We start from the raw sequence: 26,531 nt of genomic DNA on the forward strand, positions 1-26,531 counted from the left end.
TCCTACTGACAGACAACTGTCAAATTAGTATCAATGAAGATTTACAGGGTGCGGCAGAAGTCAATCGCTTGTTCAATGACCGCTTCGGGTACACCTTTCACTACTTGTGATGTACCAATACTGGTTGGTAGCACCAAACGTAGTTCGCCTGAAAGCACTTTTTTATCACGCATCATGTGTTGCATAAAGTCAGAAAACGACATGCTTTCGGGCGTATGAATCGGTAAATTTGCTCTTTTGAGTATAGAAACAATCCGCTCAACTTGCTGATCGTTAATTAAACCTTGTAACTGCGCCGTTTTAGCGGCCATCACAGTTCCGGCAGAAACCGCTTCACCGTGTAGCCAATTACCATACCCGAGCTGCGCTTCAATCGCATGACCAAATGTATGACCTAGGTTCAACAACGCGCGAATTCCCGACTCTTTTTCATCTTGAGCGACCACATCGGCTTTAATTTGACAGCAGCGAGCGATGGCATAACTTAGCGCTTGCTCATCTAAGGCATAGAGTTTATCGAGATTCTCTTCCAACCAGACAAAGAAATCATGATCGTAAATGATGCCATATTTGATCACTTCCGCCATACCAGCGGCAAATTCTCGCGCAGGTAAAGTCGCCAAACATTCAGTATCAATAATGACGGCTTTCGGCTGATAAAATGCACCAATCATGTTTTTACCTAAAGCATGATTGACCGCGGTTTTACCGCCAACGGAGGAGTCCACTTGCGAAAGCAGCGTGGTCGGTATTTGTATAAAATCGACTCCGCGCTGATAACAGGCTGCGGCGAATCCAACTAAATCACCAATCACGCCACCACCTAAAGCGATGATCACCACATCACGGCTGTAATTACCTTCCAGCAGGTAACTCATCACCGTGTTAAATGTATCTAAAGTTTTGTACTGCTCGCCATCTGGCAGTTCAAGCAAGGAGACGTTACAAGCATGCGGTGCAAGAAGGGCGAAGATTTTATCCGCGTACAAAGGCGCGACCGTCACATTACTGATGACGACGACTTTTTGTTTGGCCGATAAGAAAGAAAGGAGGGCCGGATCATTAAATAATCCGGCGCCAATTGAGATTGGGTAGCTACGCTCATCTAAACTGACCGTAATCCGTTCCATGGTTTGCACTCCAAAATAAAGAACTTAGGAATGTTCTTCTAGCATTTTTACGATCTCGTTGGCTACCACTTTTGCACCTTGATCGTCAGTACGAACCGTAAAATCAGCGATCTCAGCGTAAAGATCGTTACGTTCATCAGCCAAGCATTCTAAGACTTCACGTGGATTGTCTGTTTGAAGCAATGGCCGTTTTTTGTCACGGTTCGTGCGTGCAAGTTGTTTTTCAATCGTCGTTTCAAGGTAGACCACAATACCACGAGCAGATAAACGATTACGGTTTTCTTTACTCTTAACAGAACCACCGCCTGTTGCGAGTACAATACCTTGTTTCTCGGTTAGGTCATTAATTACAGCTTCCTCACGTTTACGGAAGCCCTCTTCACCTTCGACGTCAAATACCCATGCGATATCTGCGCCTGTACGCTCTTCAATGACTGTATCTGAGTCTAAAAACTCCATATGCAGTTGTTGAGCAAGATGTCTACCAATTGTACTTTTGCCGGCGCCCATTGGGCCAACAAGGAAAATATTGCGTTTCTCAGCCATGTTTAGCAGTAATTTACAACGTTAATTCAATGACATCGCCACAAGATTAGCCAGTATAATACTGACCGTTAAGACGCTCGTGGCACCTATTCCTCACAGATGATTCGTGATAAGACCCGAAATTATCTAGATATGGTGCCACTAATGCAACTTTATTTTTTAACCAATCGCAATATCAGCCGTAAGTTATTGAATGACGACTTTCGGTGTAACGAAAATCAGCAGCTCACTTTTGCCCACTTGCTCATAGGAACGGCGGAACAATGCACCAAGTAATGGCAAATCACCAAGCAATGGAACCTTATCCACCGTATTGTTGACGCTATGTTGGAATATTCCACCAAGGACCACGGTTTCTCCATTATTGACCAATACTTGAGTGCCAATACGCTGAGTATTAATTGCAACCGCTTCTCCCGTCCCTGTTTTTACAATATCCCCAGGCCGGTCTTGAGTGACACTGAGATCTAACACTAAACGATTATCCGGCGTTATCTGCGGCGTCACTTTTAAACTCAGCACCGCTTTTTTGAAGGCGACTGTCGTTGCCCCGCTGGAAGAAGACTCCAAATAAGGGATCTCCGTACCCTGCTCGATATAAGCGGGTTTCTTGTTGGTCGTAATCAAACGAGGGCTGGAAATGATCTCCGCTTTCGACTCACGTTGTAGCGCTGAAAGCTCTAAATCCAACAACATATCCGACCCCAACTTAGCCACTTGGAAGGCAATACTTGAGGCATTAGCGGAGGTCGCCGCTAAGTTTACGTTAAGGAAGTCATCAACGGGCAATGTGCTTTCCCCCAACTTGCCCACTTGGAATAAATTACTTTCAATACTTCCGCCTGCGGTGTTGTTGCCATTGGTCGAGGTGAAACCCCAGCGTACGCCAAGTTCATCCAAATTACCTTCGTTGACCGTAACAATGCGCGCTTCAATCTGTACCTGTTTGACCGGGATATCGAGCGATTCAACAATTTGGCGTATCACCACAATATTCTCAGCCAATTCACGGATCAGCAGTGAGTTGGTTCGCTCGTCGATACTGATGGAACCTCGCTCAGACAACATGCTGACCGCCCCTTCACCGCCAATCATCTGCGCAATATCAGACGCCTTAGCAAAATTAATTTTGATGATTTCAGAACGTAGATCGCCCAACTCTTCAGCCAAACGTGCCTTTTCAAGCTGCTGCTTTTCACGTAAATCCAACTCTTCTTTAGGTGCAACTAAAATCACATTGCCGTCAACACGCTTATCTAATCCCTTGACTTGCAAAATGATATCGAGCACTTGCTGCCAAGGCACGCCATCAAGCCGTAGCGTCAGGTTACCAGTGACCGAATCTGAGACGACTAGGTTAAACGCGTTATAATCTGCGATAAGCTGCAAAACATTTCGCACAGGAATATCTTGAAAGTTAATCGAGATAAGCTTGCCCTCTTTCTCAAGAATGCTCTTCGGCTTAGGTTTTTCTTGTTCTTTCAGTTTGCCAATCACCACCTCAAGGTATTTCCCTTTCAAGCTGTAATCATACTTAAACTCGCCATGAATGGTCGCCAGTAACTGTGTACTTGGCTCTTTGCGCAATACCTCGATACTCTCAACAACGGTTGCAAAATCTTTGACGTCCAAGACATACAGTTTCTCATTGGAGACATCCGTCTTAAGCAGTTCAATTTGTAAACCGTCAGCCACTTTCTGCACATTAACTACTGTCGAAGGTGATGCGAGTTCAACAATCAATACAGCGTCTTTGTTTTTATTGACTCGAAAATCAATGCCTTTAAGCTCGTTGGTCTGCGTCGTTTCTGCCGCCACACTTAGCCCTGCCACACTCAATAATAAGCCAAATAAGAGGCTCCGAAATACCATAGTCATTTGTGTCTGTAGTCCTTTAATCATAGTGATTTCTCTAAATTCAAATTCTATTTCAGAGCCAATTTGACGTTACGTTGATTCCAACAACCTAAGCCGTCTGGCAAGGTTTCATTGATCAGCAGGTAATTGGAATTAACTCGAGTAACTTTGCCGTGATTCAAACCTAAATATTGTCCCGCTTTCACGTTGACGACCTTGCCTTGGGGCGTTTGCACTAATGCCGATACCGCGCCCCCGCTACTCATCACGCCTTTTAATCGCAGTTGATTAAGCGGATAGCGCTCTAGCTGGCCATTTTTACTGCGAGCCGGAGGTTGCCAGCAGTCTGCCTTCACTACAGGCTGATTTTGTACAATCGCTTCTTTAGGCAGCACAAAAGGTTCGCGGGATTCATGTTGCGCATAATGAGCAACTTCAAATTGAATAATGGGTTTTAATTTGGAGACTTCTTTGCGTGCTTGCCCCTCGACCTGCTCCACATAAACCTTCAATGAATCTTGATTCGCCTTACAACCAACCAATACACTGGTACTAAACAGCACCATCAGCAGCAGATTATTGTTTTTCATCGTCCACCTCTTGCTTGAATTGATAGGTATAAGCGCGCACCCTAAAATGTAACGTGCTGCTTTCCTGGCTAACCCGTTGCCAATCAACATCATCGAAATTAATAATGCGGGGCAATTTCGCGATCGCCTCTGAGAAATCACCAATGTCGTGGTAATTCCCAGTTAATTCGATATTGAGCGGCAAACGATACAGAAACTCTTTATTCTGTTTTTCTCCCCAATCAATACGTGTAAAGGTTAACGCGTTATCTAGCCCTAGTTCATTGACCGATGCGAGCATGCTTGCGAGCTCTTTTTGCACGGGTAATTGGCGTAATAAAAAATCATAACGTTCAGTTAATTCATCCAGTTGAGCTTGCAACTGGGGTAAGGTGGCGGCTTTGCTGGCCTTAATCCGTAAGGTCGATTTCAGCACCTCTTCTTGCTGTTTTAAGTTCTGCAATTGCTCATTTTGAGGCATAAGATAGAACCACGCGCCAACGCCTTGAATAATCAGCATCAACACCAAAATAACCAGCAGTTGAGGCAGCAACGGCCATTCAGCCATTTCATCCATATCAAGATCTTGAAAACTAGTCATGGACAGCTCCTGTAGGCCGAATCTTGGTTAGCACAGAGCCCTGTGGTGTCGGGGAATGAAACATAAATGACACTTTAAACGTCTGAAACTCCTTACCAAATCGCTTATTACCGTGCACGATAGAGTGCATGTTGACATCGGAAAGTAAGGCTGATTTTTCAAAATTATCGAGCATGGTCGCAAGACGCGCAGTGCTGTCACTGATGCCCGTAATTTCAATTTCTTCACCATTCATTTTGATCTTATCGACGTAGACTCCTTCAGGCATAAGCTGTGGCATCAGGTTCATCAACTCGGTGGTTTTATTGCGTTGACTTTGCAATGACTCAACAACCGATAAGCGAGTTAATAGTGCCTTGTGTTCTTGTTCCGTCATTTTTAATGCATTGATCTGTTTATCAAGCTGCTGAATGTATTGATTCAAATAGGCCAGACGAGACTCTTGCTGCTGCGCTTGCCCAGAGAAATACAAACCGATACCCCATTGAATACCAACAGCGCTCATCACACCTAAGACGACCAAGCCCATAAAACGACGCTTATGCGCCGCTCTTTGTTCCTCTCGCCAAGGCAGTAAGTTAATACTATGCAACATGAGAAGACTCCAACCACTCGATACCACGCAGTGCAAGGCCAGCCGCGGTGCTAAAACTCTGCCCAGACTGCTTACCTCGCTGGCGTTTCGCTAACTTATTGTTAAACAGAAGGAAGGGATCGAGAATCTCGCACTCAAGCTTGAGACGCCGCGAGATCTCTTGCGCCAACATCGGAGTATCTGCACCACCACCTGAGAGCCAAATGCCTGCTAAACTACCCGCGCCATTGACGGAGGTGAAAAGCTGCAACTGACGTTGAAGTCGCTCGATCAACTCATGCACAAAGCGCTCGTTTTTATCGGCTAATTCGGCATTGGTGCCCGACATCGCGCTGTCTTGGGACAGCCACTGACAACCGAGAGGGATCTCTTTATGAAAAGGGGCTTTATCAGTAAAATCAATACAGAGCGCTGTTTGGGTATGGCCCACATCCATGAGCATCCAATCGCTGCGATGTTGTGCCCAGCTCGCCAACTGCCAGATGTTTAACAAACTGTGTATTTGCACATCAACCGCGATCGGTAAAAAGCCCGCTTTTTGAGCCGCTAACGCACGGCTTTCCACGACGTCTTTACGAGTGGCGTAAACTTGATAACTTACGGTGCTACTGCGACTTACGCTTTTTTCCATCACTTTGACGAAATCGAGACTCAGTTCTTCTATCGGGAACGGTGACTGATGAGAAAATGCCTGATAAATAGCAAACTCCTTTTCACGCGCCTGCAGGTCACTATCTATCTGTAATACCTTACTTATTACCGCATTGTCCGGTACCGATATGGCGACTTTGTGACTAAATAGTGGTAAACCCTTTCTTAGTTCTTTGAGTTTCTTTACAATTTTCTGATAATCCAGCGTGTGGTTATCGGAGAATATGTCCTCAGTAATAAATAATTCTTTATAACCGACGAGTGCATATGAATCACCCGCTAGCTTTAACACCACCGCTTTAATACTATGGTGGCCAATATCTATACCCGTAACCATTGATTTACCCATACGGCTTAGCTCCAGTAACGCTGCTTAGGCTTAGCTCGATTTGCTTATTTTGAGGTTAAATAAGCCACAATTAATTTTTAGAGCTAAATTTTTAGCCTAGAGTACAAGGGTTTGCATAAGGGCAGCCTTAACTAAACAGGGATTATCCGGTGAAGTTCATAAAGCGATTGTTATTACTTTCATTGATTTGCATTATTCTTGGAGTCACTACGATATTTGGCTTCTATTTTTACGTGAAGCCAGACCTCCCCGATGTAGCGACTTTACGTGATGTACAATTGCAGACACCGATGCAGGTCTATAGTCAAGATGGCAAGCTCATCGCCCAATTTGGAGAAAAGCGCCGAGTTCCGTTGCGTATTGAAGAGATCCCGCCGGAACTTATCGAAGCGATTATCGCCACCGAAGATAGCCGCTTCTACGAACACTATGGTTTTGACCCAATTGGTATCACGCGTGCTGCGGTCGCTGTGATCGCCTCAGGTAGCGCTAAACAAGGTGCAAGTACCATTACTCAGCAGCTTGCTCGTAACTTCTACCTCTCTAATGAGAAGAAGATCATGCGAAAAATCAAAGAGATTTTTATCGCTATTCATATCGAACAATTGCTGACGAAAAAAGAAATCCTAGAGCTTTATCTCAATAAAATTTATCTCGGTTACCGATCGTATGGAATTGGAGCGGCAGCCCAAGTTTATTTTGGAAAAGAAGTCAAAGATTTAACGCTGAGTGAGATGGCTCTGATTGCAGGCCTTCCCAAAGCACCTTCAACCATGAACCCTATCTATTCTCTAGATCGCGCGACTAACCGCCGTAACGTGGTGCTACAGAGAATGCTTGATGAGAAATACATAAGCCCAGCGCAATATGCGCAAGCCCGCTCTGAGCCCTTAATGGCGAAATACCACGGTGCTGAAATTGAACTCAGTGCACCTTATGTGGCAGAAATCGCCCGTTCATGGATGGTGGAGCGCTATGGTGAAGAGTCGGCCTATACCTCTGGCATGATTGTCACCACAACGGTAGATTCCAAACAGCAGCAAGCCGCGAGTAAAGCTGCAATCAATAACCTACTCGCCTATGATGAGCGTCATGGCTATCGCGGTGCTGAAAAAGTGGTTTGGAAAGAAGGCCAAACATCATTGAATGAACAGCAACTGGCCGAGCACTTAAATAATGAGCCGACTTATGGCGATTTATTACCAGCCGTCGTTACCCACGTAAGCAGCCAATCGGCTACGGTTTGGGTGAAAAACCAAGGACTACAGACTATTGAATGGCAAGGCATGAACTGGGCTCGCCGTTTCTTAACCGATTCTCGACAAGGCCCAGTACCGAATAAAGCGACTGAGATATTAGCGGCTGGTGAACAAATTTGGGTGCGTAATCGTGCTGAATACAGTGATGAGCATACCACCGACGAAGCACCGCAATGGTACTTAAGCCAAGTACCCAATGCCAACACTGCCTTTGTTGCCATGAACCCAGAAAATGGTGCGGTACTGGCGCTGGTTGGCGGCTTTAACTTTGTGCACAATAAATTTAACCGTGCGACTCAATCAGTGCGCCAGGTCGGCTCAAGTATTAAACCCTTTATCTACTCTGCCGCCATCGATAAAGGCATGACCTTAGCGACGCTCATTAATGATGCGCCGATTAACCAGTGGGATCAAAGCCAAGGTACAGCATGGCGTCCTAAAAACTCACCACCGACTTATATTGGCCCAACTCGTCTTCGCGTTGGTTTGGCTCAATCCAAAAACGTGATGGCAGTGAGAGTGCTACGCGCTGTTGGGCTGGATGAAACACGTGAGTATCTCACTCGATTTGGTTTTAATATTGACCAAGTACCACGCTCAGAAACCATTGCCTTAGGTGCGGGGAGCTTAACGCCAGTTAAGATGGCGCAAGGCTATTCCGTGTTTGCCAATGGTGGCTATTATGTTGAACCCTATTACATCAGCAAAGTTGAAGATCCCTTTGGCAAACTTGAGTATCAAGCCACACCAAAAGTCGTTTGCCACCAGCAATGCACCCCTGAAACAAATGAGTTCGATGAGCAAGATGTTGCATCGCATTATGCTCCACAAGTAATTTCCGAACAAAACGCATTTCTTGTCCGAGAGATGATGTACAGCAATATTTGGGGTGGCGGAAATTGGCGTGAAGGAACGGGTTGGAATGGTACAGGCTGGCGTGCACAAAAGCTGGGGCGTCGTGATATTGGTGGTAAAACAGGAACGACCAATGACTCCAAAGATGCGTGGTACAACGGATATGCACCGGGCATGGTCGCTATTGCTTGGGTCGGATTTGATGATCATAACCGCAACTTAGGTAGGACAACCGAAAACAGCAATGTAGATGACGATGGTGTATCCGGTGCAGAAGCGGGAGCAAAAACGGCACAACCTGCTTGGATTGATTTTATGCGTCAAGTACTGGTCGATGTGCCAGCGCAAGACAAACCCATTCCCGCCAATATTGTGCGGGTAAGAATCGATATCGATACCGGCTTGTTAACCAATAAGTTTGATTCAAGCTCGATGTTTGAATACTTCATTCAAGGCACAGAGCCAACCGAGTATGTCGCAGAGAGTGTCTCTGACAACATCTACTCTTCACCTACAGGTGAAGAGCTATTCTAAAGCTCAGTAAAAAGAGGCTACATTTAGCCTCTTTTTTTATTTCTCATTTAGCTTTGTTTTGATTGCGTGAGCCAACTGCTCAAAACGCTGCCTCAATGGCGATCCCGGCCGATAAGCTAATACTAAGCGGCGTGAAGGCTGCGGGTTGACCGCTTTAAGGTAACAAACACCATCCTTCTCTTTGACATCTGGTAAAGAGAGCTCAGGTAACAGGGTAATTCCCCCACCCGCTGCGACCATATTACGCAGCGTCTCTAAGCTGGTCGCTTTAAAACGTTCGTCATCTTTTGCGCCTGCCGCAAAACAGAAGCCTAAGGCTTGATCGCGTAAGCAATGACCGTCACCTAAAGCCAATACCGTTCGCCCTTTCAAATCCAACATACTTACTTCACTTTTTGCAGCCCATTCATGCCCACTAGGCACGGCAATACTCAATGCTTCGTCATACAGATCAATCTCTTTAAAGTGAGCCGTTTCCGCAACGGAGGCCAGCACTAAACAATCGAGTTTTCCATCTTCTAACTGGCGCACAAGCTGTTGGGTTTGCGCTTCGTGTAAATAGAGCTCCAGTTCAGGAAATTGCTCTTTTAAAAAAGGCACAATACGCGGCAAAAGGTAAGGGCCTAAAGTGGGAATGAATCCAATATGGATAGGACCACTCATCGAGCCACCCTGGCCGCTGGCCATATCTCTGAAGGTTTTGATTTCACTTAAAATACGCTTGGCCTGATCGACCAATTGCAGGCCCGAATCGGTGAACAATACTCGGCGACTGCTGCGCTCTAATAATACTGTTCCCAGCTCATCCTCCAGTTTGCGGATCTGGCCACTGAGTGTTGGCTGGCTCACAAAACAAGCTTCTGCTGCTTTACGAAAATGTTTATGTTCAGCTAATGATACTAAGTACTCAAAATCACGAATGTTCATCTTCAATCTCAATAGAATCCACCTATCAAAACCATAGCATCAAACGATTGGAGCTATCAAAGGTTTTCTTCCATAATGGCTTCAACAAATGAGAGCAGCGGCTCTTAAAATCATAACCTAACTTAGAAAATCACAAGGAAAATAGAATGTTAGTATCTAAAGAAGGCCAAGCGGTACCACAAGTCACTTTCCCTACTCGTCAAGGTGATGCTTGGGTTAATCTCACAACAGATCAATTATTCAAAGGTAAAACCGTTATCGTATTTAGCTTGCCAGGTGCCTTCACCCCAACCTGTTCATCAAGCCACTTGCCGCGTTACAACGAACTGTACCCGGTGTTTAAAGAGCATGGCGTTGATGACATCCTATGTGTTTCGGTGAACGATACCTTTGTGATGAATGCTTGGAAAGCAGACCAAGAAGCAGAGAATATTACTTTCATTCCTGATGGCAATGGCGAATTTACTGACGGTATGGGTATGTTAGTTGATAAAAGCCAAATCGGTTTTGGCAAACGTTCATGGCGTTACAGCATGCTAGTCAAAGATGGCATCATCGAAAAAATGTTTATCGAAGCTGATGAACCGGGTGACCCGTTCAAAGTATCAGATGCTGACACCATGCTGAAATACATTGCACCTAACTATAAAACACAAGAATCGGTTACCGTATTTACTAAACCAGGCTGCCCATTCTGCACTAAAGCAAAACAACTCTTGATTGACCACGGTCTTCAATATGAAGAAGTGGTATTGGGTAAAGATGCAACCACAGTGAGCTTACGAGCTATCACAGGCCGTACCACCGTTCCGCAAGTTTTCGTTGGTGGTAAACACATCGGCGGCAGCGAAGAGCTAGAAGCTTACCTGGGCTAATCACGCCTGCCCTAGGAAAATCTTCCTAGGGCATCCTCCTCATTTAGACTCAATGACAGCATTATTAAATGTTGCCATCGACTATCCACATTCCAAATTTAGAGAAATCGATGATGAAACAGTTAAACGTTGATGTAGCCATTATTGGTGGTGGGACCGCTGGACTCGGCGCTTATCGTGCAGCAAAAGCACATACGACTAGTGTCGCCATGATCGAAGGTGGCCCATACGGAACCACATGCGCTCGCGTCGGCTGCATGCCATCTAAGTTACTGATTGCGGCCGCTGAAAGCGTCCATCACATCCACAAAGCTCCTGCTTTTGGTGTTCATCCTCAAGGTGAAATTGTCATTAATGGACGTGAAGTGATGGCGCGGGTAAAACGTGAACGTGACCGCTTTGTCGGATTTGTGCTTGAAGGCGTTGAGGAGATCCCCGCTGAAGACAAAATCTCAGGCTACGCCCAATTTATCGACAACCACACCCTACAGGTCGACAACCATACACGAATCAACGCCAAGCGGATCGTGATTGCTACCGGTTCTCGCCCAGCCTACCCCGCGGTATGGCATGAACTTGGCGATCGCTTAATCATTAATGATGACCTATTTGAGTGGGACGACTTACCCGAATCTGTTGCCGTATTTGGCCCGGGAGTTATTGGCTTAGAACTAGGTCAAGCCTTACATCGCTTAGGGGTAAAAGTGAAGCTGTTCGGCATTGGTGGACAAGTTGGCCCATTAACCGACCCTGATGTGATGGCTTACGCCGATAAAACGTTTAAAGAAGAATTCTATTTAGACGCTGACGTTAAAGTGGAAAGCATGAAACGCATTGCTTCTCCAACAGGCCAAAACGACAAAGTTGAAATCCAATTCATCAACCGTGAAGGGCAGCTCGAGACATTTGTCGTTGACTATGTGTTGGCGGCAACCGGTCGTCGCCCGAACGTAGATAAATTGGCACTTGAAAATACCGATGTAGCCCTTGATGCGCGCGGCGTACCAACGGCCGATCACTATACGCTGCAAACCTCTGTAGACAGTATTTTCATTGCTGGTGATGCCAGTAATCAACTGCCCCTGCTTCATGAAGCAGCCGATCAAGGTCGTATTGCAGGGGATAACGCTGGCCGCTACCCAGATATTCGCGCCGGGCTTCGTCGTTCTTCTATCTCAGCGGTTTTTTCAGACCCACAAATTGCGATGGTCGGTGAATCCTACAAACAGCTAACCACTCGTTTGGGAAATTGTGGCTGTTTTGCTATCGGTACTGTGTCGTTTGAAAATCAAGGCCGTTCACGCGTCATGCTGCGCAATAAAGGGTTATTGCATGTGTATGGCGAACAAGGAACAGGACGATTTTTAGGCGCTGAAATGATGGGGCCGAATGCGGAGCACTTGGCTCATTTACTGGCGTGGGCACATCAAAATCAGATGACGATTTCACAGATGTTGGATATGCCTTTTTATCACCCCGTAATTGAAGAAGGCGTGCGCACCGCGCTGCGTGATCTAAACGCTAAACTGCATTTAGGTCCTGAGATGATAAAGCATTGCATGGACTGCGGTCCGGGCTGTTAATTTTCAACATCCATTCATGCGGTCGCCCTTGTGCGGCCGTTTTTTATACGCTTTAGTTTCAGCCGCGCCTTAGACTCACACCTTCACGCACGTTATACTGCCGTTATTTTCTCTTTAATGAACGCGCTTATGCCTTGCAATAACTGCCAATCTTCGTGGTTTTGGAAAAAAATCGGCCGCTGCCAACGTTGTATGGATCAGCTCACTGTTTTGTCAGTTGGGTGCTGGCTTGTGTGGTGGTGGTTATGCAGGGAGAACCCTAAAACCATTGAATCGATCAGCTTGCTAATAGCGGGTTTTGCCTTTAACGGTTTGCTGTTTTTACATCTGTGGATGAAGTTTGTGGTACTCCCTTGGCGTAAGCGGCAAGGGCGCGACAAATAAAAAGCTAAAGAGCACAAAAGAAAAAGCCCCAGAACCAATAGTAGGTTTGGGGCCTTCTTAGATTCTTCTAAGAAAAAGCAGTGGTACAGTTATAGACCACGCTTTTCTTAAATTGTTCCGTGATCATTCGATCTTTTTGAGATCTTTTTCCAAGGCCTCATTAACGGCAATGATCGCGTTGGTAATCAACGTATTAAGCGACGTTGACTCGCTTGATGATCTGCTCAACCAAATTGATCTCAAGCGCCACTTCATCACAAGCGTGCTGCCGTGGGCATTGTTCACAATCTTTAAGCACTTTCTCTGGCAGTAAGCTTTTTGAGGTTGGAATAAAATCATGCTTCATGAAAAACTCTGGCGTTCGAGTCAGAACAAACACTTTCTTAATCGCCATTTGCCGCGCTTTATTCACCAAATACGAGACGATCGCTTTTCCTTGTCCTTGACCTTGCCAACCTGCTTCTACACCAAGCGAACGAATTTCAGCCAACCCAGAGTCATAGACATATAACGAGGCGCATCCCGTCACTTCACCATGGTGTTCCGCCACGGCAAATGAACCAATATCGCGCACCAACTCATTGCGTGAACGAGGCAGATTTTCTCCCATATTCGCCCAATAAGTGACCATACTTTCTAGCGTTTCAATATCCGTCAAACGGGCAGGACGAACTTTCACCGCCGTGGTGTCACGTTTGTCTAAACGCGCTTTAGCTTGATCAACCGCATAGGCCACTTGTTTTGGCGAAACGCCACCTAAAGCGCTGCGTTTTTCTAAGCAAGATTCAATGGTGAGGATCGCATAAACATCATCTTCAATGACCGACGAAAACTCTTTAAGCTCGGCAAGGGTCAGTTCTTCAAGCGCACACCCTTTCGCAATCGCGCCAACCACAGCTACGCCCACAATATGGTGCGCTTCACGGAAAGGGATCCCTTTGGCGACTAAATAATCAGCTAATTCGGTAGCATTGGCATAGCCTTGTTTGGCCGCTTCTAAAGTCCGTTCGGTTTTAATTTTGATGCCATCAAAGCAAAGCGCAGCCATTTCCATGCAGTCGTTCCAAGTATCCAGCGCGTCAAACAGCCCTTCTTTGTCTTCTTGCATATCTTTGTTATAAGCCAATGGTAAGGCTTTGACCGTCATCATCATGCCCGCAAGCGAGCCATAAACACGGCCAGTTTTGCCACGGATCAGCTCCAAGGCATCAGGGTTTTTCTTTTGCGGCATCAAGGATGAACCCGAAGTCACGGTGTCAGCCAGTTCGATAAAACCAGACTCACCCGAGTTATAGAAGATCATATCTTCCGCCAAGCGCGATAAATGCAGCATCGAGATCGACGCCACCGACATCAATTCCATCACGTGATCTCGGTCGGATACTGAATCGAGCGAGTTACGCGTGGCACGGCGAAACCCTAAATGATGAGCAAGCTGTTCACGATCAATTGGATAAGCCGTACCTGCCAGCGCGCCGGAGCCAAGCGGACAAGTATCAAGGCGCTTAATCGCATCATTTAAACGAGAGTAATCACGCTCAAACATTTCAACATAGGCCAAACACCAATGCGCAAAGGTCACTGGTTGCGCACGTTGCAGGTGGGTATAACCGGGCAAAACCGTCGCTTGGTGCTGCTGAGCAACCGACACTAGTTTCGTTTGCAGGCGATCTAACCCCAACAGTAATTGCTGACCTTGCTGGCGGCACCACAATTTTAAATCGGTCGCGACTTGGTCATTACGAGAGCGCCCAGTGTGCAGCTTTTTGCCTAAATCACCCACTTTGCTGATCAACTGCTGCTCAACCCAAGAGTGAATATCTTCTGCATCAGAGCGTAAGATCTGCTCAGGATCTTCCATCACTTCCAGTTTGAGTTCGTTGAGCGCAAGTTCTAGTTTTTGCTGCTCCTCTTCGCCCAAAACATTCACTGACACCAACGCCTTTGACCATGCTATAGAGCCCACAATGTCTTGTTCAGCCAATCGGTAATCAAAGCGAAGTGAATCGTTGAACTCTTTGAACCTCGTGTCTGCTGCTTGGGTAAATCTACCGCCCCATAATGCCATTGCGTATCTCCTGCTCTTAGGTCGCGACTGAGCCTGACCACATCAAATTGCTCAATCATTTTTATAATAAAGATCGCTACTAGAGCGATCTTTTATTGTTATTTTTGTGTCTCTACCTTGGGGGTTAACCTAGGCTTTATTCTTCTTTGCTTCGTTCAATGCTCTGATCCGGCTTGCCAACGAATAAAGACGAATGAAGCCGCCTGCGTGGCTTTGGTCATACACAACATCTTCACCAAAGGTCGCAAACTCTTCCGAGTACAAGCTGTTTTCCGAACGTTTTTGCGTCACTGTCGCTTGCCCTTTGTAAAGCTTCACAACCACTTCACCATTAACATCCTGTGCCAGCTCATCGGCTGCGGCCATGATGGATTTACGCAGCGGAGTGAACCAACGGCCATCGTATACAAGATGCGACGCTTTGACACCCAGTTCTTCACGAAATTCGAATGAGGCTTTATCGAGCACTAACTGCTCAACAGCACGCAACGCTTCCATCATGATGGTGCCTCCTGGGGTTTCATAACAACCACGAGACTTCATACCAACCAAACGGTTTTCGACGATGTCGATACGACCAACGCCGTGTTTAGAGCCTTTCTCATTAAGGTAAACGAGTGCGTTGTAAGGCGTCATCAGTTCACCATCGACGCCAACAACTTCGCCTTTCGCGACCTGCAATGTGACAAACTCTGGTTCATTTGGTGCTTGTTCTGGATCTACTGTCCATACCCAGCAATCCTCATTAGGGGCGTTCCAAGTACTCTCAAGCACGCCACCTTCGGTCGAAATGTGCCACGCGTTCGCATCACGCGAGTAAATTTTCGTCAATGAAGCGGCGCAAGGAATGTTACGCTCAGCAAGGAAATCAAGACACTCTTCACGACTCACGATGTCCCACTCACGCCAAGGGGCAATCACATGTAAATCAGGCGCTAGGGCTGCAAACGCACCTTCAAAACGCACTTGGTCATTACCTTTCCCCGTACAGCCGTGACACAGCGCATCGGCACCCACTTTACGCGCCACTTCAACTTGCGCTTTGGCAATGATTGGGCGAGCCATTGACGTCCCAAGCAGGTATTTACCTTCGTAATAAGCACCTGTTTTTAGTGTTGGGTAGATGTATTCAGCGACCATCTCTTCTTTAAGATCGACCACATAACACTCTGACGCGCCAGACGCTTTCGCTTTCTCTTCAATGCCGACCAATTCTTCTTCACCTTGGCCGACATCGGCAACAAAGGCAACCACTTCACAATCGTAGTTTTCTTTTAACCACGGAATGATCACCGATGTATCTAGACCGCCAGAATATGCGACAACGACTTTATTAACTTGAACCTTGCTCATCTTACTTTCTCCATTTCCCGGCGCTGCGCTTGGCGGTCAGTGCTCTGGGTGATTAATTACTTACAGCTGTTATCAACAACTGATTAAATACGTTTATTGAGGTAAAAATTGGGTCCCGATACTTTCGCCCGCAAACAATTTGCTGAGCTTATCTGGGTAACGCCATGTCGCCACTTCAATCGGGCGACCTAAATCATTTGCCGCTTCCAGCGCCGCTTTCACTTTGACAATCATGCCATCCGTGATCACTTTGCCTTTAATCAGCGCATTGGCCTGCTGCTCATTGAGGCTCGACAACAAATGGCCTTTGCCATCCAGCACACCGCTCACATCGGAAAGCAGAACGAGCTCTGCGTCCAATGCGCCAGCCACTGCAACGGCTGCTTGATCGGCGTTGACATTCATCATTTGGCCATCAGCGGTCAGGCCAATCGAGCTGATAATAGGCAAACCACCAGCGGCTAAAATCGCTTGCACGATTTGTGAATCACCAGGAGAAGCCTTGCCCACTGCGCCGAGTTCTGGATCCAACTCTTCGACTTTGCATAACCCGCCATCAGCGAGTGATAAACCAACCGCATTTAAGCCATCTTTAATCGCTTGCCCTTGCAGCATTTTGTTGGCTGTCCCAGCCAGCGCGCCTGCAATCAGCGGAATTTGGTCATAAGGCGTGACACGCAAACCTTCTTTCTTCACGGTTTTTAGTTGTAATTTCGCCATCAGGTCATCGACGAGATAACCGCCCCCGTGCACGATGACAATTCGTCGCTGAGCTTGGGCTTGATACAGTGCGATTGCGCCAAACAGTTTGCTTAGCGTTTCAGAACAAGACAGCGCCGCGCCGCCTAACTTAATCACTAATGGATTTTGCTTTGTATCTGTCATATTTAACCCTTACGCTTGGTGCGTTACACCAAAGCCGTTAGCTCAGAAAAACCGTAATGAATATTTAAACACTGCATCGCTTGGCTCGATGCCCCCTTTAATAAATTATCGATCGCGGACACGACGATAATATGCTCACCTTGCACTCGCCAACCGAGGTCGCAAAATGGTGTAAATTCAACATCTTTGATGCTCGGCAAGGTTGATTTGAGCCGAACCGCTGGTTTGTTAGCGTACGCCTTCTCAAAAGCATGGCTGACTTGTTGCTCTGAAATACCTGATGCAAGCTTCATTGTCACGGTGGCCAAAATACCGCGTTTGAAATTCCCTAAGTGAGGCGTAAAAATCACATCACATCCTAAATGGGCGACGATTTCAGGTTGGTGGCGATGAGTAAACACGCCGTATGGCTGTAAGCTCACTTCACAAAAACTGTTGGTTAATGTCGCTTTTCTGCCCGCGCCGGTGACACCGCTGGTGGCATTAATCACTGGCCATTGAGTTGTATCTAACAAACCCGCTTCAACCAAAGGCTTTATCGCAAGTTGCGATGCGGTTGGATAGCAACCCGCAACGGCGATCAATTGGCTCTGCTTAATTGCCTCACAATTCCATTCCGCCAGTCCATAAACCGCGTTTTCTAACCATTTAGGGTGTTGATGTTTAAAACCATAGTAATTTTGGTAAAAATCATCACCTTTGACGCGAAAAGCACCAGAAAGGTCGAAAACTTGACAATTTTGCGCAAGAAAAATAGGCGCGAGATCATGGCTCACCTCATGAGCCGTAGCTAAAAACACCACATCACATTGGCTTGCAACGCTCACCGGATCCATTAATGGTTGTACCTGCATGTCGACAATACCGGAGAGTTTGCCATGCAGCTCAGCCATTGGTTTTCCAGCATCTAGGCTATTGGCGGAAACGTATAAACCTGATAGCGTGAGTTGTGGGTGTTTTTGCACCATATACGCCAACTCAGCGCCGGTATAACCGCTAGCTCCGATAATTGTGGTTTTCAACATCTCGTGACATCCAATTTCAAGGTAAAAAAGACAATCTAAAAATGACTATAAATTTCAAAAAATACACTTAACTCGGTTTTTTATTCACACAAAGTGATTTAATATGTGTTTTACCTTCTCGCAATTACTCTGTCAATACTAGGAGCAAAGATAATATGCAATTACCCAGTTTTCTTGAGGTTTACCAAGGTCTGATTTCGACCTCTTCCATCAGCTCCACAGATGCTCGTTGGGACGAAGGTAACCAAAGTGTGATTGATAAATTGGCAAGCTGGTTTTCCAGCTTAGGGTTTGTAGTCGACACCATTGAAGTCGCGCCGGGAAAATACAATTTAGTGGCGAAGAAAGGGTGCGGCGAAGGTGGCCTACTGCTCGCGGGGCACAGTGATACCGTTCCATTTGACGAAGGGCGTTGGAATTTTGAACCACACGCGTTAACGCAAGCCAATGATCGTTTCTATGGCTTAGGCACGGCAGACATGAAAGGCTTTTTTGCTTTTATCTACGAAGCGGTGAAAAAAGTCGATTGGAGTAAACAGAGTAAACCGCTGTATGTGTTGGCGACCTGTGATGAAGAAACCACCATGCTCGGCGCACGTCATTTCACTGAACATGCACCATTTCAACCGGATTACTGCATTATTGGTGAGCCGACTAGCCTTGTGCCCATCCGCGGCCATAAAGGCCACGTAGCCAACGCTATTCGAGTGACAGGAAAATCGGGCCACTCGTCTGATCCTGCTCTGGGCGTAAATGCCATCGAAATCATGCATGAAGTGCTGTTCGCGTTAATGCAACTGCGCGACAAATTGATCAAAGAGTACCATCACCCAGGCTTTGCCATTCCTCACCCCACTTTGAACCTCGGCCATATCCACGGTGGCGATAGTCCAAACCGCATTTGTGGCTGCTGCGAATTGCATTACGATGTGCGCCCGCTGCCCGGCATGAGTCTAGATGGGCTCGATAACTTGCTGCGCAATGCACTGAATGAAGTCAGTGCAAAATGGCCCGGTCGCATTGAGATTACCGCGCTGCATGATGCGATTCCGGGTTATGAATGTCAGCATGATCACCCCTTTATTGGCAACATTGAAGAGATTTGCAATACCGCTTCACAAACCGTGAATTACTGTACTGAAGCACCGTTCTTACAACAATTATGCCCAACACTGGTACTCGGCCCAGGTTCAATCGATCAAGCGCATCAACCGGATGAATTCCTAGCGTTTGAATTTATTGATCCAACCATCTCGATTTTGTCCAAAGCAATGTATAAATACTGCTTCTAGCCTACCAAGCTTACTCAAGCGATAAATGCCTGACCGGGTTTCTACGGTCGGGCATTTTTGTAATAAAATTTCAGTAATTTACGCCAATTATTCACCAAATGATCACGTTCAATAACATTCAGCAATAATCGTAAAAATAGTCGGCTTTATTTGACTCTACAGGGATCTTTTCGCTAGATTGTGTACTTAGCAAGGAACAATGGATGTAATTTTTTTACAAGGCAGGATGACAATGAACGAAAAATACGCTGCGCTCAAAAGTAACGTGAGCATGCTTGGCCGTTTGCTGGGCAACACCATTCAGGACGCCCATGGTGACGTTATCTTAGAGAAAGTGGAAACCATCCGAAAACTTTCAAAATCAGCCCGTAATGGCAATCAAGCCGACCGAGACAGCTTGGTTGAAGAGATCAAAAACCTTCCCAACGAACAGCTCACCCCAGTAGCGCGGGCATTCAACCAATTTCTTAACTTAACCAACATGGCCGAGCAGTACCACACCATTTCACGTCACTGTGAAGAACATGTGTGTGAGCCTGATGCGATTAATTTACTGTTTACTAAACTGAATCAAAATAAAATCAGTAAATTGGATGCTGCTCAAGCGGTACGCGATCTCAATATCGAGTTAGTGCTAACGGCTCACCCAACCGAAATTACACGCCGCACGATGATCAACAAGCTGGTGAAAATTAACGAGTGTCTCTCCAAGCTTGAACTCAGTGACCTTTCATTTAAAGAGCGCCAAAAAACCGAACGCCGTTTAGAACAGTTGATCGCGCAAAGCTGGCATTCAGATGTGATTCGTAAGCAGCGCCCTACGCCACTGGATGAAGCAAAATGGGGCTTTGCGGTGGTGGAAAATTCTCTATGGCAAGCCGTGCCTGATTTTCTTCGTGAATTTGATGAGCACCTCACCAACTACTTAGGTGAAGGACTACCAATTGATGCACGCCCTGTGCATTTCTCTTCGTGGATGGGCGGCGACCGTGATGGTAACCCCTTTGTGACTCATAAAATCACCCGTGAAGTAATGCTGCTTTCTCGCTGGAAAGCGGCCGATCTCTACCTAGGTGATATCAATGAGCTGGTCAGCGAATTGTCGATGACCAAATGCAGTGACGCGCTACGCGATTTGGCTGGCATAGATGAACACGAACCTTATCGCGCTATTCTCAAACGCCTGCGTGAACTGCTCAGCGAAACACTGGAAGTGTTGGATGCCAAGATCAATGGCCAACAACTGGCACGCAAAGCACCACTGCAAAATATCGCACAGTTGTGGGAACCGCTTTATGCCTGCTACCAATCTTTACATCAATGCGGCATGGGCGTCATTGCCGATGGCTCGCTGCTTGATACTCTGCGCCGGATTAAAGCGTTTGGTGTGCATCTTGTACGTTTGGATATTCGCCAAGAGAGCACTCGTCACTCTGATGTGATCTCCGAGCTCACCCGTTATTTAGGCATTGGTGATTATGACCAGTGGAGCGAGCAAGACAAAATTGCGTTTCTCACCAATGAGTTGAGCTCAAAACGTCCTTTGTTACCTCGTGACTGGCAGCCTTCAGAAGCGGTACAAGAGGTGATCGACACCTGTAAAATCGTTGCTTCTCAGCCTCGCGAAGCCTTTGGTGCTTATGTGATTTCGATGGCTCGTACCGCATCAGATGTACTTGCCGTACATCTATTGTTGCAAGAGTGTGGCTGCCCTTATCGCATGGACGTTTGTCCACTGTTCGAAACTTTGGATGATTTAAACAACGCAGAAACGGTGATCCGCCAACTAATGGGCATTGATCTCTATCGTGGCTTTATTCAAAACCACCAGATGGTGATGATTGGTTACTCTGATTCCGCTAAAGATGCAGGTGTAATGTCCGCCGGTTGGGCGCAATACAGCGCAATGGAAGCTTTGGTTAATGTCAGTGAAGAGGCCGGAATTGAACTGACACTATTTCATGGACGTGGCGGCACCATTGGTCGCGGGGGCGCTCCAGCACATGCGGCACTGCTTTCACAACCACCCAAAAGCTTAAAAGGTGGCTTGCGTGTGACGGAGCAAGGCGAAATGATCCGCTTTAAACTTGGTCTACCAGAAGTAGCGGTCAATAGTTTTACGATGTACGCCAGCGCCATTTTAGAAGCGAACCTGCTGCCACCACCAGAGCCAAAACAAGATTGGCGCGACTTAATGGAGGTATTGTCTGAAGTCTCTTGCGAAGCGTATCGCCATATTGTTCGCGGCGAGCCGGACTTTGTCCCGTACTTCCGCCAAGCAACGCCAGAGCTAGAGCTGGGTAAATTACCGCTCGGTTCACGTCCGGCTAAACGCAACCCTAATGGTGGGGTCGAAAGCTTACGTGCAATCCCGTGGATCTTCTCTTGGAGCCAAAACCGCCTCGTGCTACCAGCCTGGCTAGGTGCGGGAGAAGCAATTCAGTTTTCTATCGATAAAGGACACCAAGCACTGCTGGAAGAGATGTGCCGTGAATGGCCATTTTTCTCAACGCGTTTAGGCATGCTAGAGATGGTTTACTCCAAGTGCAACATTGAAATCTCACGCTATTACGATGAACGCCTAGTCGATGAATCGTTACGCCCGCTCGGTGAGCGTTTGCGTTCTCAATTACAGAAAGACATCAAAGCGGTGTTAAATGTAGAAAACAATGAGAACTTGATGCAAAGCGATCCTTGGGGTCAAGAGTCAATCCGTTTGCGCAATATCTATGTTGAGCCATTAAATATGCTGCAAGCAGAGCTGTTGTACCGCACCCGCCAAACCGAAACCGCACCAGCAGAGTTAGAAGAAGCCTTAATGGTGACTATCGCGGGTATTGCAGCAGGAATGCGTAACACAGGCTAAGTAACAGCATTTTATTTCACAAACTAGCTAAAAGGCCGCCTCTGTGCGGCTTTTTATTTTAAATCACAAAAATTATTGAGCATATTATCAGTTTTTTAAGCTAAACTAACAAAGTATTCTACTTTATGCTTATTATTTAGATATACTACTGCTCCTCTGCGGTAGCATACAAACATAACAAATCGCAGGTCGATATGCGTCACGCATATAATCCTAGGTGATAAACGGCTTTTTAAGGTGACACAACCCACTCCGTCAATAGAACGGTGGGTGTTGCTAAAACTCATTCATGATTGATGCCATCAGAAGCACAACACGAGTTTGAGCAAGTTGTTTTTGAGTTTATTAACCATTTGGATTAAAGACATGTCATTACCACACGTTATCCTCACTGTTTTGAGCACTCGCGATGCCACAGGGTACGACATCACAAAAGAGTTCTCTTCGAGCATTGGCTATTTTTGGAAAGCCAGCCACCAACAAGTTTACCGCGAACTGAATAAAATGGGTCAACAAGGCCTAGTCACTTGTGTATTAGAACCGCAAGATGGCAAGCCAGATCGTAAAGTTTACTCCATCACCGATGCAGGTCGCAGCGCTTTAGGTGAATGGTTTGACCAACCTACAGCTCACCCAACCGTACGTGATGAATTTAGCGCTAAATTGATCGCTTGCGCGGTACAACCAGCAACACCTTACCGAATTCAACTGGGTGAATTAGTTGAAGAATCGAAAAAACTGGTTGCTCACTACAAAGAGATTGAGTCTGCGTACTATGCAACACCAGCTACTCTCGATAAGCTACAGCGCCTTGAACGTCTAACACTACGCCGCAACCTACTGGTTCGCCAAGCGTGGGTTGATTGGGCTGAAGAAGTGCTTGCTGAACTCGATGCAATGGCTTAATGCCAACCATAAAAAAGGGTGATGCTCTGTGAGCATCACCCTTTTTGTTTTCCGCGACCAAATCAAATACCATCACCGGCAATGAAACTTTGAGAACGGCCATTAAATTGTTGGTCCATATCTAACGAAGGCTTATCGGTTTGCGGACGACCGACAATTTTGGCTGGCACTCCAGCGACGGTAGTGTGCGGAGGCACCGCTTGCAATACCACCGAACAAGAACCAATTTTCGCCCCTTCGCCCACTTCAATATTACCGAGAATTTTGGCACCCGCGCCAATCATCACGCCTTCACGAATTTTCGGGTGGCGATCGCCGCACTCTTTACCCGTTCCGCCTAGCGTTACATCTTGTAAAATAGAGACATCATTCTCCACCACCGCGGTTTCACCGATCACAATGCCCGTAGCATGGTCAAGCATGATGCCGCGACCAATACGTGCAGCAGGATGGATGTCCACTTGGCAAGCTACCGAGATTTGGTTTTGAAAATAGGTAGCCAACGCCACTCGACCTTGCTTCCATAACCAGTTCGCGACGCGATAGCCTTGTAAGGCATGGTAGCCCTTGAGATAAAGTAGAGGCATTGAAAACATAGATACTGCGGGGTCACGATTGACAGTCGCGCAGATGTCACACGCCGCCGCTTCCATAATGCTGGGGTCTGCGGCAAATGCCTCTTCGACCACTTCACGCACCGCCATCGCTGGCATTGAGGCCGTATTCAGCTTATTGGCAAGAATGTAGCTCAAGGCCGAGCTTAAACTATCATGCTTAATAATAGTGGCATGATAAAAACTTGCCAGCATCGGTTCTTGTTCTGACTGCTCGCGCGCCTCTTTGACTATGGCTTGCCACACTTTGAGTTTTTCGCAATGTTTCATCGTTGGTTGATCACCCTTCCTCATCCAATCTCTAGAGCGTCAATGTAGATTGCTAATAGGCTTTGTGCCTAATCATGAGCAATGAATTAGCGTTCTGCTTTTTTATCACGAGCCAGCAAATCTTGTGCTGCAACACGCGCATCTTTTCCTTGATACAGCACTTGATAGATTTGATCAACTATTGGCATTTCAACCTCCATGCGCGCCGCTAATAACCACACCTCTTTGGTGTTGCGATAACCTTCAACCACTTGGCCAATTTCTTGCTGCGCCGTATCCACGTCTTTCCCTTGTCCCAACGCCAAACCAAAGCGACGGTTACGTGATTGGTTATCGGTGCAAGTGAGCACTAAGTCACCCAATCCAGCCATCCCCATAAAGGTTTCAGGCTGAGCACCTAACGCTGCCCCCAAACGGCACATTTCGGCCAGACCGCGCGTAATCAATGCAGTACGCGCATTCGCACCAAAGCCAATCCCATCGGACATGCCAGCGCCAATCGCAATCACGTTTTTCACCGCACCACCTAGCTGCATGCCAATAAAATCACTATTGGCGTAAACGCGGAAAGTTTTGCTGCAGTGAATTTTGCCTTGCAGATCTTCGACAAACTGCGCGTCAGGCGAGGCAACAGAAATTGCGGTAGGCATTCCCATCGCCAGCTCTTTAGCAAAAGTCGGCCCAGATAACACCGCCAATGAATAGCGCTCGCCAATGGTGTCATAGGCCACATCCATCAGTAACCGGCCCGTTTCAGGTTCAAGCCCTTTGGTTGCCCAACAAATACGGGAATCATCACGCAAGTGAGGCTTTAAACTCTTCATAACAAGGCCAAATACGTGGCTCGGAACTACAACCAACAAATCGCGGCTCGCTTGTACCGCTTTTTTCAAATCGGTTTCCACAATCAGCGAATCGGGAAAATCAATACCGGGTAAAAATTCTTGGTTAGCACGATCAGCGTCAAGACGAGCCATATGCTTAGCATCGTGTCCCCAAAGGACAACATTAGCACCGTTACGTGCTAAAGAAATCGCCAGAGATGTGCCGTAAGAACCCGCACCAACTACTGTCATGGTGATCGCTTTACCGTAAATACTGTTAGGATCTGTCATTGTTTCGTCCATTGCTATTCGTGTTGTCATGTTATACCTAAATTCCTTCCGATACAGCTTTCAATACGGAGTAGCAAGGAACGGAGGTATTGGCATTCGAAATAAACAAAAAATGCACAACGCACCATCATTATCTGGGATGCTTTGTGCATTTTTTATCATCAAAGTCTGACGTGGAACGCCAACGTTAATGATCTCACGTCATTAACGATTAAGCTTCTGCTTGCTCGCCTTGAGTCGCTTGTTGTTGTAGGTAGTTCATAAACAATGCATCAAAGTTCACTGGTGCAAGGTTAAGTTGTGGGAATGTCCCTTTAACAACTAAGCTAGAAATTGTTTCACGTGCATATGGGAACAGAATGTTCGGGCAGAATGCACCTAAACAATGAGCAAGTTGACCCGCTTCCATTTTTTCAGCAGTAAAAATACCACCTTGTTGCACTTCGCATAAGAACGCGATTTCTTCCGCGTTTTTCACTGTCACCGTTAGGCGTAATACGACTTCATACACACCTTCACCCAGATCACGACTTTGAGTGTCAAGATCCAACTTCACATCTGGATTCCACTCTTTTTGGAACATAACAGGTGAGTTTGGCGCTTCAAAAGAGACATCTTTTAGAAAGATACGTTGAATTGCGAAATTTTGTTGTGCTGTTTGTTGTGCGGCTTCAGCCATGATTAAATCCTTAAATACTTACAAATTCAGTGTTGCTTTTAGACTAACCGAGCTGATTTCGAATGACTAGATGAGCTCACGATTACGTGGAAAACATCACAACTCTTAGCATCAAATGCTGGCTTTTCAGCCAGCACACTCAGTTCAAGATAACCGCGATCAGTGAATTATTTATTGCCACGAACCAATGGCAAGTTCGCTTCATTCCAAGCTACAAGACCATTTTTCAGTAAATTCACATTCTCAAACCCAGCTTTAGCAAGCAGGTTGGCACTCTCTTGCGCGGTTTGACCCGTTTTACATACCACAATGATTGGGTCAGACTTGTGCTTTTCAAGGCTAGCCAAGTTACCGGATTTAATATCTGACGGTAAAATGTGAACCGCATCGGTAATATGACCTTTTTTAAATTCATCTTTCGTGCGGATATCGACAACAACACCGTTTTCACGATTCATTAAAAGCGTCGTTTGTGAAGCGGTGATCTCTTTATAGGCTGCCGTGGTTGATTTCACGATGCTCATGATTAAGGCGACGAGAATACCTACCCATGCCAAAGATAGAATCATATTGTGTTGGAAAAATTCGATGTACTCTTGCATATTCTGTGCTCTTGCAATGTGGGCTTAAAATCAGACAAGGAGTATAACGAGGTTGTCAGCCAGACGCGAGGGCTTACATTGCATAATAAGAAACTGTTGCCGTTTTTCAGCGCGCTCATCGCACTACAAGCGCGCAATCCA

23 protein-coding genes are annotated in these 26,531 nt (G+C 46.4%); 7 read left to right on the forward strand and 16 right to left on the reverse strand.

Annotated features, from left to right (window positions below; translation table 11 throughout):
• Positions 1-41: 41 nt before the first annotated feature.
• The 7 genes from aroB to pilM form a co-directional block, all read right to left on the reverse strand.
• Positions 42-1,130: a 3-dehydroquinate synthase gene (gene aroB / locus AACT18_RS04165; protein WP_026027426.1), complete on the reverse strand. Its 1,089-nt coding sequence runs from the start codon at positions 1,128-1,130 to the stop codon at positions 42-44.
• A 24-nt stretch (positions 1,131-1,154) separates the two neighbouring features.
• Complete coding sequence (gene aroK / locus AACT18_RS04170) at positions 1,155-1,676, reverse strand: shikimate kinase AroK (protein WP_010317691.1); 522 nt, start codon at positions 1,674-1,676, stop codon at positions 1,155-1,157.
• Positions 1,677-1,862: 186 nt separating this feature from the next.
• The gene (locus AACT18_RS04175; RefSeq protein WP_013855889.1) at positions 1,863-3,578 is read right to left on the reverse strand and encodes a type IV pilus secretin PilQ; all 1,716 of its coding nucleotides are present in this window, start codon (positions 3,576-3,578) and stop codon (positions 1,863-1,865) included.
• Positions 3,579-3,601: 23 nt separating this feature from the next.
• A complete protein-coding gene (locus tag AACT18_RS04180) occupies positions 3,602-4,123 on the reverse strand; it encodes a pilus assembly protein PilP (RefSeq protein WP_013855888.1) in 522 nt (173 codons plus the stop codon).
• Positions 4,110-4,703 (reverse strand): type 4a pilus biogenesis protein PilO, encoded by a 594-nt coding sequence (locus tag AACT18_RS04185; protein ID WP_013855887.1) that lies wholly within the window; start codon positions 4,701-4,703, stop codon positions 4,110-4,112. Before AACT18_RS04185 ends, AACT18_RS04180 begins: the two co-directional genes overlap by 14 nt.
• Positions 4,696-5,298: a PilN domain-containing protein gene (locus tag AACT18_RS04190; RefSeq protein ID WP_017047271.1), complete on the reverse strand. Its 603-nt coding sequence runs from the start codon at positions 5,296-5,298 to the stop codon at positions 4,696-4,698. Before AACT18_RS04190 ends, AACT18_RS04185 begins: the two co-directional genes overlap by 8 nt.
• Positions 5,288-6,298, reverse strand: coding sequence for a type IV pilus assembly protein PilM (pilM, locus tag AACT18_RS04195; RefSeq protein ID WP_094125765.1), 1,011 nt, complete (start codon positions 6,296-6,298; stop codon positions 5,288-5,290). Before pilM ends, AACT18_RS04190 begins: the two co-directional genes overlap by 11 nt.
• 149 nt (positions 6,299-6,447) lie before the next feature.
• Here pilM and AACT18_RS04200 point away from each other — a divergent pair, with 149 nt between their 5' ends.
• Positions 6,448-8,946 carry a penicillin-binding protein 1A gene (locus AACT18_RS04200; protein WP_094125764.1) on the forward strand — a complete coding sequence of 833 codons (2,499 nt, stop codon included), beginning with the start codon at positions 6,448-6,450 and terminating at the stop codon, positions 8,944-8,946.
• Positions 8,947-8,982: 36 nt separating this feature from the next.
• On the opposite strand, the gene oxyR is transcribed toward AACT18_RS04200, so the two are convergent.
• Positions 8,983-9,873 carry a DNA-binding transcriptional regulator OxyR gene (gene oxyR / locus AACT18_RS04205; RefSeq protein WP_026027425.1) on the reverse strand — a complete coding sequence of 297 codons (891 nt, stop codon included), beginning with the start codon at positions 9,871-9,873 and terminating at the stop codon, positions 8,983-8,985.
• 146 nt (positions 9,874-10,019) lie between these two features.
• Here oxyR and AACT18_RS04210 point away from each other — a divergent pair, with 146 nt between their 5' ends.
• From AACT18_RS04210 to AACT18_RS04220, 3 genes are all read left to right on the forward strand, one after another.
• Entirely contained in the window at positions 10,020-10,748 is a 729-nt protein-coding gene (locus AACT18_RS04210) for a redoxin family protein (protein ID WP_013855882.1), read from the forward strand.
• A gap of 113 nt (positions 10,749-10,861) precedes the next feature.
• Positions 10,862-12,331, forward strand: a complete 1,470-nt coding sequence (locus tag AACT18_RS04215; protein WP_094125527.1) for a dihydrolipoyl dehydrogenase — start codon at positions 10,862-10,864, stop codon at positions 12,329-12,331.
• A gap of 129 nt (positions 12,332-12,460) precedes the next feature.
• A complete protein-coding gene (locus AACT18_RS04220) occupies positions 12,461-12,715 on the forward strand; it encodes a DUF3624 domain-containing protein (protein WP_013855880.1) in 255 nt (84 codons plus the stop codon).
• Positions 12,716-12,908: 193 nt separating this feature from the next.
• Here AACT18_RS04220 and argH read toward each other — a convergent pair whose 3' ends face one another.
• From argH to argC, 4 genes are all read right to left on the reverse strand, one after another.
• Positions 12,909-14,783: an argininosuccinate lyase gene (gene argH / locus AACT18_RS04225; protein WP_013855879.1), complete on the reverse strand. Its 1,875-nt coding sequence runs from the start codon at positions 14,781-14,783 to the stop codon at positions 12,909-12,911.
• Positions 14,784-14,912: 129 nt separating this feature from the next.
• Positions 14,913-16,136: an argininosuccinate synthase gene (locus AACT18_RS04230; protein ID WP_017043213.1), complete on the reverse strand. Its 1,224-nt coding sequence runs from the start codon at positions 16,134-16,136 to the stop codon at positions 14,913-14,915.
• Positions 16,137-16,229: 93 nt separating this feature from the next.
• Positions 16,230-17,021, reverse strand: coding sequence for an acetylglutamate kinase (gene argB / locus AACT18_RS04235; protein WP_010317663.1), 792 nt, complete (start codon positions 17,019-17,021; stop codon positions 16,230-16,232).
• 23 nt (positions 17,022-17,044) lie between these two features.
• Complete coding sequence (gene argC / locus AACT18_RS04240) at positions 17,045-18,046, reverse strand: N-acetyl-gamma-glutamyl-phosphate reductase (RefSeq protein WP_017049213.1); 1,002 nt, start codon at positions 18,044-18,046, stop codon at positions 17,045-17,047.
• Positions 18,047-18,201: 155 nt separating this feature from the next.
• Here argC and argE point away from each other — a divergent pair, with 155 nt between their 5' ends.
• The 3 genes from argE to AACT18_RS04255 all read left to right on the forward strand — a co-directional run bounded on the left by argE (position 18,202) and on the right by AACT18_RS04255 (position 23,110).
• The gene (gene argE / locus AACT18_RS04245) at positions 18,202-19,338 is read left to right on the forward strand and encodes an acetylornithine deacetylase (RefSeq protein WP_013855875.1); all 1,137 of its coding nucleotides are present in this window, start codon (positions 18,202-18,204) and stop codon (positions 19,336-19,338) included.
• Between the two features lie 232 nt (positions 19,339-19,570).
• Positions 19,571-22,204, forward strand: coding sequence for a phosphoenolpyruvate carboxylase (gene ppc, locus AACT18_RS04250; protein WP_026027891.1), 2,634 nt, complete (start codon positions 19,571-19,573; stop codon positions 22,202-22,204).
• 366 nt (positions 22,205-22,570) lie between these two features.
• Positions 22,571-23,110 (forward strand): PadR family transcriptional regulator, encoded by a 540-nt coding sequence (locus tag AACT18_RS04255; protein WP_010317655.1) that lies wholly within the window; start codon positions 22,571-22,573, stop codon positions 23,108-23,110.
• Between the two features lie 62 nt (positions 23,111-23,172).
• Here the strand turns inward: AACT18_RS04255 and cysE are convergent, their stop codons facing one another.
• The 4 genes from cysE to AACT18_RS04275 form a co-directional block, all read right to left on the reverse strand.
• Entirely contained in the window at positions 23,173-23,994 is an 822-nt protein-coding gene (cysE, locus tag AACT18_RS04260; RefSeq protein WP_010317654.1) for a serine O-acetyltransferase, read from the reverse strand.
• Positions 23,995-24,080: 86 nt separating this feature from the next.
• A complete protein-coding gene (gpsA, locus tag AACT18_RS04265) occupies positions 24,081-25,139 on the reverse strand; it encodes an NAD(P)H-dependent glycerol-3-phosphate dehydrogenase (RefSeq protein WP_013855871.1) in 1,059 nt (352 codons plus the stop codon).
• A 181-nt stretch (positions 25,140-25,320) separates the two neighbouring features.
• On the reverse strand, positions 25,321-25,788 hold the full coding sequence (gene secB, locus AACT18_RS04270) for a protein-export chaperone SecB (protein WP_013855870.1): 468 nt from the start codon (positions 25,786-25,788) through the stop codon (positions 25,321-25,323).
• Between the two features lie 167 nt (positions 25,789-25,955).
• Entirely contained in the window at positions 25,956-26,390 is a 435-nt protein-coding gene (locus AACT18_RS04275; protein WP_010317649.1) for a rhodanese-like domain-containing protein, read from the reverse strand.
• Positions 26,391-26,531 lie beyond the last annotated feature (141 nt).

The sequence above is a fragment of the Vibrio sp. V04_P4A5T148 genome (genome assembly GCF_963875605.1).
Lineage (GTDB): Bacteria > Pseudomonadota > Gammaproteobacteria > Enterobacterales > Vibrionaceae > Vibrio > Vibrio anguillarum.